Here is a 13,759-nt window from a genome sequence, read left to right as displayed (position 1 = left end):
TAAAGAACAGGTGTTATATACGGAAAAAATTAATAATAATAATAAAAATAAATAACCTTATAGACTCTTATAACAATTAATCAAATAAGAATCTATATTAAACCTTGCATAGTTATTATATAAATCTTTCTTATACAACCCACGTATTTTTAAAAAGTGCTGATATACGGCGCTTTTTTATACATAGATAATGGAAGAACAAAAAAGGTATGGATATTTTCCATACCTTTTTGTTCTTTACTATTTATAAATAAAGTACTTCCATGTTTATTTTACCTAATAGCACTTTAATGGGCCTTCTAGAAGAAATAAAAGCTAGTTTAATGAAAAAATAAGTTTCTTAGCCAATGCTCCTACCAGCATAATTTTACTCGTTGGCGTAATTGAAGAAAGGAGTAACTTTATGATAAATCACAAAGTTAAAGAAGCACCCAACAATTATATTGGCCATTATTGCTCTATTATATATATTTAAAAATTTACTAAAAGTTGTTTCAAAGCTACTTAGTTTTCATAAAATATTTTTTGTTTCCGTTGGAACGGATAGGCTTTAATCTCATCTGTATCTAAATTTTCATGAAATAAATGAATGGCTATAATTTGTCTACAATCGTAAGTATGATAATAATATGTTCCGGACTCCATACACATTACGCTTGTATAAATGGTATTATCTAATGCACCTTCTTCTGTTATTACTCCGCCTTTAGGAACCTCGCAATTTGATAAAATATGAAAAAGGGCCGATACTCCCTCTTCTTCACTATCTATACCTTGAATGTTTTGTTTGCCGTATGCTGCTCGCACAAACCTTGATGGCGGGGTGAAGTCCCCTGGAAGTCCCATTGAACCTGAGCCCTGACCAAAAGCATTTAATGGTACATTGCTCCACTCTGTTGGCGCGAATGGCTGCGATTTAAGGCCAATATATTGTCTTAAATTTTGTAAATGCCAATTAAACTCCGGACTATTCGTCATCACTCCTAGTGGGTTGTCATACATTTTTAATCCTTCATTTGTCGGCTCCAGTACAATGCAATCTCCCCATTTATCTGCTAAAATCCAATGTAGTGGTGGCGTAAGTCCTAAATCCGGTAATGGTATTTCCAAAAAGGTAAGTCTATCTACAGATTTCTTTAACTCTTTGACAGAATTGAATTGTGTGAGACTCCAAGTCACAAAATCAAATGGAGCCAAATTCGTTTTGTTGTCATCTATGCTTTGACTATAAGTAGCGAATCCTGGAAAATAGAGTGTTGCACATGTCATACCTGCTTCATTTACTCCGTCCGCCATAATGATCCTTCCTTGATGATTAATTCCCATTCCGACCGTAGCATGTTTCGTATCAATGATTTCACCAGTTATATTATTCCACTGATAATGTCGAGGAATGACTATTACTTCTTGATTCAAATCTAATGTGAAGTCCATCGTTCTTGCAAAAAGATGCTGACCGTTTTTTGTCTGTAATGTCAAACTAGTACACATAAAGAACACCCCGTTTTATGGTTTTATCTACACTTTACTTAATTCTGATAAATCTGTAAATTAAAAACCTCTTTCCTTACAAAAAAAATTGAGAAAGCACATATAAAGTACAAATAGGTTAAGGTTATCTCTAGTTTATAAATGATTTTTTAAAATATAGTTGCAAAAGAATTATATTAAAAAGGAGCGACTTGTTACTATCGCTCCTTTTTATTTCACTCTATATTTTATTAAAATAACAAGAAACCATTTTTTCTCTATGAACAGTATCCCTACATAACCCTCTTAAACATCTTCTCCAACTCATAAGTAGAATGATGCACAAGAATTGGTCTTCCGTGCGGACATGTATATGGGTTTGTTGTTGTACGTAGTTCTTCCAGTAAAGCAAATATTTGATCGTTCGTTAAATATTGGTTTGCTTTAATGGATGCTTTACAGCTCATCATGATGGCTGCTTCTTCACGTAGTTTTTTAATGTCAACTTTTTTTAGTTTGACGACTTGTTCCATCATTTCGTCGATAATTTCTGTTTCTTGTCCTTTCGGGAACCACGTTGGATGCGAGCGGACGATAAAGGATTGATGGCCGAATTGCTCCAAGAATAATCCAACTTTTTTCAGTTCTTCTAATTGCTCTTCGACACGTAAAAATTCAGTAAGAGATAGGTCAATACGGTATGGTACAAGTAGTTCTTGTACTTCTTGCGCTACCCTTCCTACTTTATCCCGGAAGTATTCATAATTAATACGTTCCTGCGCGGCATGTTGGTCAATCATATATAAGCCTTTATCATTTTGAGCGAAAATATATGTTCCATGCATTTGTCCAATTGGATAAAGTGGCGGTAAGTCATTACCGTTCATTTCAATCTCTTCTATTTCCTGAACTTCTTCTTCCAATTCCTCTAATTCAAAGTCTTCATCGTTACTGTTCCACGATTTCTCTTTTTGAATTGGTTCTTCCATTATCGGTTTAGTAGATGGTTGCCAACTTTGTTCTTCTCTTACGAGCGACTGTGGTGGTTGCCATTCTTGCTTTGGCGGTTGCCACAGTTGTGCTGGCTGTTTCACAGCCAGTGGTTCTTCTCGTTTTTCATCCATGCCAGTCGGTAAAACGATGTCCGGCATAGATGGTTCTTTCGGCTTCGCATGCTCAAACTGAAACTGTTCTTGCACACTTTCATCTTTTTCTTTTTTCTTCGTTGTTACACCTGCATCTGGAATGAGCTGTATTTTTTTGAATGCCGATTGCAATGTTTCTTCGATAAGCTTTAGTAATTCTTGTTCTTTACTAAAACGAACTTCTAATTTCGCTGGATGTACGTTAACGTCAACAAGCATTGGATCCATTTCAATCGATAAGAAGCCGATTGGATATCGTCCGACTGGCAGTAACGTATGGTATCCTTGCTGAATGGCTTTCATTAATACGAAATTTCGAACGTAACGGCCATTTACGATCGTTGACATATAATTTCGAGATGCTCTCGTTACTTCTGGTAATGTTACATAGCCTTTAATTGTAAAATCTAAAGATTCAGCTTCAATTGGAACAAGCTTCTTCGCAACTTGAATGCTATAAATCGATGCAAGTACTTGTCTTACATCACCATTTCCTGATGTATGAAGCAATTTCTTTTCATTATGAAACAGCTTGAATGATACTTCTGGATGTGACATTGCAATACGATACACGATATCTGTAATATTCCCAAGCTCTGTATGAATGGTTTTCATATATTTAAGACGCGCTGGTGTATTAAAGAATAAGTTTTGTACTGTAATATCTGTTCCTTTTCGGCTCGCTGTTTTCTCCTGCTTTATAATGTCTCCACCTTTAATCATAAGGTGTGTACCAGGCGCATCACCTGTGCTAGTAATTAATTCTAATTCACTAACTGAGGCAATACTCGGCAATGCCTCACCACGGAAACCGAGTGTTCTAATACGAAACAGGTCGTTTTCATCTTTAATTTTGCTCGTCGCATGTCGTTCAAAAGCGACGATACAATCTTCTTCTGCAATGCCATCCCCATTATCAATGATGCGAATTTTTGATAAACCAGCTTCTTCTAAGTGGATTTCAATAGATGTACTATTCGCATCGATAGAATTTTCCACAAGTTCTTTTACGACTGAGGCAGGGCGCTCTACTACTTCCCCTGCCGCAATTAAGTTAGAGAGTTGATCATCGAGTTTGCGAATTTTCCCCATCTACTTACTCATCCTTTCTTTAACTTTTTCTGCAAGCGATACAGTTCGTTCATCGCCTCTAAAGGTGTCATATCAAGTAAATCAATTTTTTTAATTTGCGCAAGTACTGCCGTTTCTTTTGCATCTAGAACTGACTTGTCTTGTTTTTTCGAAGATTGTTCTCCACCAAAGAATGATAATTGCGATTCTTCCTCAGTCTCTACTTTCGTCTCTTGTATTTCTGCTGGTTCTTCTTTTACAACAGCTGCTTCTGGAGCCACTTCTTGTACTTTCACTTCTGTACGCTTTGGAATAATAATTTCTTCTTGTCCTTCTAGTTGCGCTAACACTTCTTTCGCACGAGCGATTAAGCTATCTGGAAGCTCCGCAAGTTGCGCAACGTGAATTCCGTAACTTTTATCAGCTGCTCCATCTTGAATTTTATGAAGGAATACTACTTTTCCGTTCTCTTCAATAGCTGAAACGTGTACATTCTTCAATTGTCCTAAACTTTCTTCTAGCACCGTCAATTCATGATAATGCGTAGAGAATAACGTTTTCGCACCAATTTGGTCATGAATATGTTCAATGATTGCTTGTGCAAGTGCCATACCATCATACGTAGATGTACCGCGTCCAATTTCATCGAATAAAATTAAACTTCTTTCTGATGCATTTGCAATTGCATTTTTCGCTTCTAACATTTCGACCATAAATGTACTTTGACCCGAAATTAAATCATCCGCTGCACCAATTCTCGTAAAGATTTGATCGAATACAGGTAATACCGCTTCTGTTGCTGGTACGAAACAACCAATCTGTGACATAACAGTTACAAGTGCTAATTGTCTCATATACGTACTTTTACCAGACATGTTCGGTCCTGTAATTAAAAAGACATCCATCTTCTCCGGCATAATACAATCATTCGGTACATACAATTTCCCGTTCAATACTTTTTCAACGACAGGATGACGACCATCTTTAATAAAGATTTCGCGCTTAGTTGTTAAAACGGGTTTTACAAACTGTTCTTCTTCACTAACTGTCGCGAAACTTTGCAGTACGTCTAATTCACTAATTACTTTCGCTAAATGTTGTAATTTCGGAATAAATACTTTTACTTCTTCACGAAGCGCTGTAAATAAATCATATTCTAATTGTACAATTTTCTCTTCTGCTTCTAAGATTAATGTTTCTTTTTCTTTCAATTCATCTGTAATGAATCGTTCCGCATTAGCAAGCGTTTGTTTACGCTCATAGCGGCCTTCTGGAAGCGCTGCAAGATTCGCCTTCGTCACTTCAATGTAGTAGCCGAAAATACGGTTGTACCCGATTTTTAACGATTTAACTCCTGTAATATCACGCTCTCGTTTTTCAAGCTCAGCGATCCACGTTTTCCCGTTTTTACTAACGTAACGATATTGATCAAGCTTGTCATTATAACCGTCTTTAATAATATCTCCATCTTTAATAGAAAGCGGTGGGTTTTCTTGAATACTTCTTCCTAGTAATTCAGTTAAGCTCTCACATGGATCCGCACCTTGAATTAACCTTGCTGCATAAGCATTATCTAACAGACTAATCGCTTCTAAAATAGCCGGTACTTGAAGTAAAGATCGTCTTAACTGTAATAAGTCCCGTGCATTCACATTACCAAATGCAACTTTCCCTGCTAAACGTTCTAAATCATATACTTCTTTTAATTTTTCTTTTAAATCTTCACGTAAGAAGTAATCATTTACAAATGTTTCAACCATTTCTAAACGCTCTTCTACTTTTTCTTTTTGGATCAGCGGACGTTCCATCCACTGTTTTAACATACGACCACCCATAGCTGTTTTCGTTTTATCTAATAGCCATAATAATGATCCTGTTTTTTCTTTCGTTCGGAGTGTTTCTGTCAGCTCTAAATTTCGCTTTGAATGCACATCAATTTTCATAAATTGATTCGTATAATAAATTTCCACTGGTTGTAAATGGTCTAACGAACGTTTTTGCGTTCTTATTACATAGTTAAATAAGCGTCCAACTGCTTTAATTAACTTTGCTTGCGAAACGTTTTTCACAAGATGTTCTAACCCTTCCGGAATCGTTGTTGCATCTTCATACGAAATCGTCATTTTTAATGTTGCAGTTAATTTATTTAATTCATCTTTTGAAAATGTAGAATCTACAACAATTTCTTTTGAACCAGTTGCATACACTTCTAATAAAATATCTTCTACTGAACCTGTTAACAACGTTACTGTATTTTGTCCAGTCGTTAAATCATTACAAGCTAAAGCATACGATCCATCTTCAAAATGTGTTAATGCTGCTAAGAAGTTATTTTCTTTCTCATCAATAGTACGCCCTTCCATCATCGTTCCTGGCGTAATTAGTTGTACGACTTCACGGCGTACTACACCTTTAGCTGTTTTTGGATCTTCCACTTGCTCACAAACAGCTACTTTATATCCTTTTTCAACAAGTTGTTCAATATAATTTTTAGCTGCATGATGTGGTACACCACACATCGGTATACGATCACTACTACCACCATCTCGGCTCGTTAATGTAATTTCAAGTTCATGAGCTGCTTTAACCGCATCTTCAAAGAACATTTCATAAAAATCACCTAATCGGAAAAATAAAAAGGCATCTTGATAGTCTGCCTTAACCTTTAAATATTGCTGTATCATAGGGGTATATTGAGTCATACTTTTCCTCCATAATTCTTACATAGTAATCAATTTTCATATATGTCACACTTCACGGACATCCATATCTCCTATTTCAGGAGTCTTTCCTCATTATAGCACATTTCATAAGGAATCATGTTCATTCAAGCATCACTTATGTAAAGTAAAAAGCTAGGAAGAACTTCTCCCTAGCTTTCTATTACTCTTCTTCTGCATCGACGATAAAGTTCGGATCTAATTCTTCAAACTCATCATCATCGACTTGGAAATCCTCGTCTGATTCTACGCAACCTTCAGGATTTACACTTACACAAATTTTCGTTTCCCCAACTACTTCTGTTACAAATTCACGTTCTACAGTTACAACAATTTTATTACCATTTGGTGATACAAGAGCTTCTAAACAATTTGGTGGCTGAATGACACGAGCAATAATTTCTAAATCATCACCAGAAAAGTTTTTATCACGATACCCAATGCTCACTTCATCAGTGTAGTTCACACGTTCTGTTACAACTTCTGTCTTTGTATTACCATCAAATGAATACCAAGTGTTCACATCATAGAAACCTTCAATTTCCACATGCTTTCCATTCTTTCTTGCTTCGTACGAGTGGTTAATTACCCAGCACCCTAAAATACTTGTCGGCTCATTATTCGATTCACATGTATGCGTTGACTTTGTATACTTACGTCCTTTTCCAACCACTGCTTTTGTAATAATCTCTCTAAATTCGGACATTCGTAACCCTCCTCAATCACTATTCACTTAATCATATGCGTGACAATAGCGGAATGTGTCATTCTTTTTTCGAGAAGAACTTACGTTTAACCCATTAAAAAAAGAGATGTCAATTCGACATCTCTTTAACAACCACAATTTCCTTTTTTACTTTCTACTGCTGCGCCCGTTTCACCCTTCAATACATCGCCATTAGTTGAAATTAATATTTCATCTGTTACGTTGTTAGAAATCGTACTTGCAACTAGCTGTAGTAAGTCATTTACATATGTTTGTGAAGATTTAAATTCTTGCACAACTGGGATACTATCCAACTTATCTTGCAATGCATCAATGTCAGCTTCTACTTTTTTCAAAGCTTCCCATTTCCCGTAATGCTGCAAGTTTACTGCTTGTTTTTGCAGTGCTTTAATTTCATCAATTGCGCGCTTTACATTTTCATTTTTATGAATTTGCGCCTCTGCTTTCTTAAAGAAATCAACTTCTTCTGTTTCAGAAATCATTTTTGCTAATTCTTTCGCTTGTTCAACAATTTCATCTTTCGAATATGCTTTCATCTATTATTCCACCTCAATCGGCTCTTCAACTAATTCCCCGTTAAGAGACCAAGTTTTTGCTTCCGTTACTTTTACTTTCACAAGCTGACCAATTAAAGATTTTGAAGCGACGAAGTTTACAAGTTTATTCGTACGAGTATAACCTGCGAGTACTTCTGGATTATTTTTACTTTCCCCATCAACTAACACTTCTACAATTTGACCTTTGTAACAATTATTCTTTTCAATTGCCAACGTATTTACTAGTGTATTTAAGCGTTGAAGACGTTCTTTTTTCACTTCCATCGGTACATTATCTTTCATTTTTGCAGCTGGTGTACCTTCGCGCGGAGAATAAATAAAGGTAAAGGCAGTATCAAATCCTACTTCACGATATAACGACATCGTTTCTTCAAATTGCTCATCTGTTTCATTCGGGAAACCAACGATAATATCAGTTGTGAATACTGCATTTGGAATTGCTTCTTTAATTTTTCTTACAAGTTCTAAATAATGCTCACGTGAATATTTGCGCGCCATAATTTTTAACATATCTGTGCTTCCAGATTGAACTGGTAAGTGAATATGTTCTACTAAGTTTCCACCTTTTCCAAGCACTTCAATTAAGTGATCATCGAAATCACGTGGATGGCTCGTTGTAAAACGAATACGGGCAATATCAACTTTACGGAGTTCGTCCATTAAATCGCCAAGACTGTATTCGAAATCTTCAAAGTCTTTACCATATGCATTTACGTTCTGGCCAAGTAATGTAATTTCTTTATAACCATTCGCAGCTAAATGACGAATTTCTTGGATAATGTCTTCTGGACGTCTGCTTCGCTCTTTTCCACGTGTATACGGCACGATACAATATGTACAGAACTTATCACAGCCATACATTATATTTACCCAAGCTTTAATATCACCACGGCGTACTTTCGGAAGGTTTTCAATTACATCCCCTTCTTTTGACCAAACTTCAACTACCGTCTCCTTCGAGAACATCGCATCTTTAAGAATATACGGCAATCTATGAATATTATGCGTTCCAAACACCATATCTACATGCTGATTTTTTTGCATAATTTTATTTACAACAGATTCTTCTTGAGACATACAACCACATACACCAATTAAAAGGTCCGGATTTCTTCTTTTTAATGACTTTAAATGACCTAGTTCACCGAAAACTTTATTTTCAGCATTTTCACGAATTGCACAAGTATTTAATAAAACTACATCTGCATCTTCAGTTGAAAAGGTTGGCTCATATCCAAGTGCGGTGAAAATACCCGCCATTACTTCCGTATCATGCTCATTCATTTGACAACCATATGTACGAATATAGAACTTTCTTCCTGTACCAAAATTGCGAAATTCTTCAGATAAGCCAAAATCCCGTTCAATTTTAACTTCTTCTTTCCCTCGTTTTTTCGCGTCTTTTAAGGAAGGTGGTTGGTATACACTTTCAAAGTATTTACTATAATCTTTCTCTTCTTTTTTCGTAGAGGAATTTGCTTGTCGACTTGCTAATCGTTGTTGCTCGTTCATTGGTAATCTCCTTTCACCCTTAACTATACACACTCTATAGTCCATTTTAATGCGCTTTGACTCACCTCAAAAATGGTTAGATAGCTTGAGAGATAACTTGTCCTTTGAAACTTGAGTAATCAATCTAATCATTCATAAGAATGAAGTCTTCCCCACACAAATAGACATTCCCTTTTCATACTTCTTTTTGTCCTATCCAAAAGCATATTGCTTTATCCCTATAAACATTACCATAGGATGAAGCGTTGCGCCAATTTTAACAAGAAAGAGGCTCTGTCTGATCTTACATTTCATCAGCAATGAACTCGCCATTTTCATACAACGATTTATATATTATTTTACCATTCTGAATTTTCTAAGTAAATAAGACTACCCTATATTTTTTACTCATAAAAAAAGGTTACCAAATGGCAACCTCCTCTTCTTACATTACATAAATTCAGCTACGAGTTCATCAAACATTTTCTGATCCATATTTAAATCAGCTTGCACTAAAGGCTTCTCACTATAGCCTTTTACAAGTTCTTGGTATGAAGGTTGCGCTGTATTTTGATATATTAAACCTGTTACTAATCCGTTATTTTCCATTAACGTTTGCATAGCCATCATGCGATTAGACGGATCATATCCCTCTACTGTACTTAGTTTTGTTAAATTCTCTTTAAACCAATCGTAAGTATTTACTTTATTGTAAGTAACACATGGGCTGTATACGTTAATTAATGAAAATCCTTTATGGTTAATACCAGCTTCAATAATTTGTGTTAATTCTTTTAAATCACTTGAAAAGCTTTGCGCCACAAATGTCGCACCAGCTGTTAAAGCCATTTCCATAACATTTAGTGACGGTTCAATTGAACCTTGTGGTGTGCTTTTCGTTTTAAATCCAGCTTCACTACGCGGTGAAGTTTGCCCTTTTGTTAATCCGTAAATTTGGTTATCCATTACGATGTACGTAATGTCGATGTTACGACGAATAGAATGGATTGTATGTCCCATACCAATCGCAAATCCATCACCGTCACCACCTGATGCGATAACTGTTAAATCACGATTTGCCATTTTCACACCTTGTGCAATTGGAAGGGCACGACCATGAATACTATGCACACCATATGAATTAATATAACCTGAAATACGACCTGAACAGCCGATACCGGAGACAACAGCAAGTTCATCTGGATTTAAACCAACGTTAGCTGCCGCACGTTGAATTGCAGCTTGCACCGAGAAGTCTCCGCAACCTGGGCACCAGTTTGGTTTTACGCTGTTACGAAAGTCCTTAAATGTTGCCATTTAATACAACCCCTTTTTTGCATTCGTTGTAAATCTCTTTCGGCAAGAATGGGTTCCCATCATATTTTAAAAGACTAGAAATTTTCTCACCGTTACCAAGATTCATTTTCATAATGTTAGCAAGCTGACCTGTTGCATTGTTTTCTACCACTACAACACGCTTCGCATTTTTCACAAGTGGATCGATTTCAGCTGTCGGGAACGGGTGAATTAAGCGTACATGAGCATGGTTTACTTTCATACCCTCTTGTTCTAAACGCTCCATTGCTTCTTCGATCGCACCACGAGTTGAGTTAAATCCAACAAGCAATACGTCCGCTTCTTCATGCTTAACATTTTTATAGACAGGGGTATTAAACTTCAAGTTCTCCATTTTACGGAAACGTTTGTCCATTTGATCTTTACGGTTTATTGCTGATTCAGATGGTTTACCAGTTTCATCATGTTCTACACCTGTAACATGGTGAACACCATTTTTCATACCAGGTAAAACACGTGGTGAAACGCCATCTTCGGTTACTTCATAGCGCTTGAAGTATGCTTTATTTTCACGTTCTGGTAATTCCGCTTCTAAATCAAGCTTACCACGACGAATTTCCACTTTATCTAACGTAAGCGGTTCTACAGTTTGTTTTCCTAAAGAAAGCTGTAAATCCGTTAAGAAAATAACAGGTACTTGATATTCTTCAGCTAGGTTAAATGCTTCTACAATATCATAGAAAGCTTCTTCAACTGTACTTGGCGCCATTACGATTTTTGGAATCTCACCGTGCGTACCGTAAATCATCGCCATTAAATCCGACTGCTCTTGTTTCGTTGGTAATCCTGTACTTGGACCACCACGTTGTGTATCAACAATTACTAATGGTGTTTCTGTAATACCCGCTAAACCAATCGCTTCCATCATTAAAGATAGACCCGGACCGGCAGATGCAGTTAATGTACGAACACCAGCATAGTTTGCACCGATTGCCATTGTACAAGCTGCGATTTCATCCTCAGTTTGGATTACTGTTCCACCAACTTTTGGTAATTTTTTAATTAAGTATTCCATAATTTCAGATGCAGGTGTAATTGGATATGCAGACATAAAGCGAGCACCACCAGCTACCGCACCAAATGCGATTGCATCGTTTCCAATCATAAACATGCGTTTCTTACCATCAGCTTTTTCAAGCTGCATCATGTTCACTTTCTTACCTAGCAACTCTTTCATATATTGAGAGCCACGTTTAATTGCGTCCATATTCTTTTGAACGACTTGCTCTCCTTTACGACCAAAGATCTCTTCAACAACATTTAAATAAGCTGTTTCATCTAATCCTAATACCGCACTTGATGCCCCAACAGCAACCATGTTTTTCATTAATGATGTGCCTAATTCTGAAGCAATATCTGTAAACGGTATCACATATAGATTTACATCTGTATTATCAGGTATTGTTGGATTAAATTTCGCATCCGCAACTACAATTCCACCTGGACGTAGTTCGTGGAAGTTAAAATCAATTGTTTCTTGATCAAAAGCAATTAAAATATCTAAATCATCTGAGATCGCGCGTACTTCTGTTGTACTTACGCGAATTTTATTATTTGTATGGCCGCCTTTAATACGTGATGAGAAGTGGCGGTAACCGTATAGGTAATATCCTAATCGGTTTAATGCAATACAGAAGATTTCTCCTGTACTTTCAATTCCTTCACCTTGTTGGCCTCCAACTTTCCATGAAAGTTGACTAATCATCTCCTACACCCCTTTTGGCTGCATTCATTGTAGTGTATTTTTTTACAGTAATAGTTTAGCATTTTTTATACAAATAAACTACAACGGACGCAAATTATGCCTCTTCTGATTTCCCTGAATCTTTAGTATAAAGCTATTTTGTTTTTCATTCTAGTATTAGGTCTTAAAAAAAGCAATAATATCAAATGAATTAATTCTGATTTTTCTGGATTTTTAAAACAAAAATCTTAAAAGCTTATATGTTCAACAAAATTATCATATAAAAATCGCTCTACAGTAGATGCAGCATAATGTTTACAAAGCTCATTCATTACATTTTCATAATCTCGATACGCTGATACATTTACAACCGTTTCTAAAATCCCATCAAAATCTGAGCCAAATCCTATATTGTTCTCTCCACCTAATGAACAAATATATTCGATATGTCTTACTATATCTGCTATATTCGCTTGTTTTTCATTTGTTAGAAACTGCGGTACAAAAGTGACACCTATCATGCCATTTCGCTTTATAAGAGCTTTAAGTTGTTCATCGTTTAAATTACGTGGATGCTGACAAAGTTTCATACAGTTTGAGTGGGAAGCAATAGGATTTTTTGCACTTTCTACAACATCCCAAAAACTTCTTTCATTTAGATGAGACACATCAGTCCATGCATGTAACGTATTAAGTTCTTGTACAACTTCTTTACCGAAAGTCGTTAAACCTGCCCCACGTGTCTCTAGCGCACCATCAGCTAATAGATTGGCATAATTCCATGTTAGTCCAAAAGAACGTACTCCTAGGCGATACAACAACCGTAATTTCATTGCATCTCTTCCAATTGCTTCGCATCCTTCTAGTGTTAATATCGCTCCAATCTCGTCCTGTTTTAACATGTTAATATCATCTTTTGTCTGAATAAACTTCACACCTGGTAGGGATAAAATTTCATTATAAAAAATATCTACCATTTGTAATGCTACTTCAAATCGGTTTTCATATGCCACTGTTTCTGGCACATATATAGCAAAACATTGTATACTTCCTTTTCTTCTCTTTAATTGTTCAAATGTAATATGTAATTGCGGATCATGTTTAAAATTCTTTTTCCCTTGTGCACTCCATAACTGAAGAAGCACATCACAATGAGCATCAAAAATTTTCATTTTCATTCCTCCATTATAAAAACAACCTGTTTGCATACTGCAAACAGGTTGTTTAAGCTTAACGAGGTTCTACAATTAATTTTATTGCTGTACGTTCTTCCCCATCAATCATAATATCCGTAAACGCTGGGATACAAATCAGGTCCAAACCACTAGGCGCTACAAATCCTCTTGCAATTGCTACTGCCTTTACCGCTTGGTTCAATGCACCTGCACCAATGGCTTGAATTTCTGCTGTTCCGCGTTCGCGAATAACACCTGCAAGTGCACCAGCTACAGAATTAGGGACCGACGTTGCTTTAACTTTTAATATTTCCATTCCGCGTTTCCTCCTCGTTTCTATAAAAAGTATTAGCAATTATTTCA

At 36.2% G+C, this 13,759-nt stretch carries 10 protein-coding genes; all 10 read right to left on the bottom strand.

Features of this window, described 5'->3' with window-relative positions; translation table 11 throughout:
• Positions 1-504: 504 nt before the first annotated feature.
• The 10 genes from DN394_RS04755 to spoVS all read right to left on the bottom strand — a co-directional run bounded on the left by DN394_RS04755 (position 505) and on the right by spoVS (position 13,712).
• Complete coding sequence (locus DN394_RS04755) at positions 505-1,491, bottom strand: choloylglycine hydrolase family protein (protein ID WP_149293653.1); 987 nt, start codon at positions 1,489-1,491, stop codon at positions 505-507.
• A gap of 272 nt (positions 1,492-1,763) precedes the next feature.
• A complete protein-coding gene (gene mutL, locus DN394_RS04750) occupies positions 1,764-3,707 on the bottom strand; it encodes a DNA mismatch repair endonuclease MutL (RefSeq protein WP_149293652.1) in 1,944 nt (647 codons plus the stop codon).
• Positions 3,708-3,715: 8 nt separating this feature from the next.
• Complete coding sequence (mutS, locus tag DN394_RS04745; RefSeq protein WP_046957390.1) at positions 3,716-6,388, bottom strand: DNA mismatch repair protein MutS; 2,673 nt, start codon at positions 6,386-6,388, stop codon at positions 3,716-3,718.
• A gap of 181 nt (positions 6,389-6,569) precedes the next feature.
• Positions 6,570-7,112, bottom strand: a complete 543-nt coding sequence (gene cotE / locus DN394_RS04740; protein WP_001288802.1) for an outer spore coat protein CotE — start codon at positions 7,110-7,112, stop codon at positions 6,570-6,572.
• A gap of 125 nt (positions 7,113-7,237) precedes the next feature.
• The gene (locus DN394_RS04735) at positions 7,238-7,669 is read right to left on the bottom strand and encodes a YlbF/YmcA family competence regulator (protein ID WP_000649386.1); all 432 of its coding nucleotides are present in this window, start codon (positions 7,667-7,669) and stop codon (positions 7,238-7,240) included.
• Positions 7,670-7,672: 3 nt separating this feature from the next.
• Complete coding sequence (gene miaB / locus DN394_RS04730; RefSeq protein ID WP_149293651.1) at positions 7,673-9,202, bottom strand: tRNA (N6-isopentenyl adenosine(37)-C2)-methylthiotransferase MiaB; 1,530 nt, start codon at positions 9,200-9,202, stop codon at positions 7,673-7,675.
• A 429-nt stretch (positions 9,203-9,631) separates the two neighbouring features.
• A complete protein-coding gene (locus DN394_RS04725; RefSeq protein WP_000190162.1) occupies positions 9,632-10,498 on the bottom strand; it encodes a 2-oxoacid:ferredoxin oxidoreductase subunit beta in 867 nt (288 codons plus the stop codon).
• Complete coding sequence (locus DN394_RS04720) at positions 10,485-12,242, bottom strand: 2-oxoacid:acceptor oxidoreductase subunit alpha (protein WP_046956501.1); 1,758 nt, start codon at positions 12,240-12,242, stop codon at positions 10,485-10,487. The genes DN394_RS04725 and DN394_RS04720 overlap by 14 nt, the downstream gene beginning before the upstream one ends.
• 227 nt (positions 12,243-12,469) lie before the next feature.
• Positions 12,470-13,393: a dipeptidase gene (locus DN394_RS04715; RefSeq protein WP_149293650.1), complete on the bottom strand. Its 924-nt coding sequence runs from the start codon at positions 13,391-13,393 to the stop codon at positions 12,470-12,472.
• 58 nt (positions 13,394-13,451) lie between these two features.
• Positions 13,452-13,712 carry a stage V sporulation protein SpoVS gene (gene spoVS / locus DN394_RS04710; RefSeq protein ID WP_000404341.1) on the bottom strand — a complete coding sequence of 87 codons (261 nt, stop codon included), beginning with the start codon at positions 13,710-13,712 and terminating at the stop codon, positions 13,452-13,454.
• Positions 13,713-13,759: the final 47 nt, after the last annotated feature.

It is taken from the genome of Bacillus sp. BB081, from assembly GCF_008368895.1.
Classification (GTDB): Bacteria; Bacillota; Bacilli; order Bacillales; family Bacillaceae_G; genus Bacillus_A; species Bacillus_A wiedmannii.
This window is presented reverse-complemented; position numbering and strand designations above follow the sequence as displayed.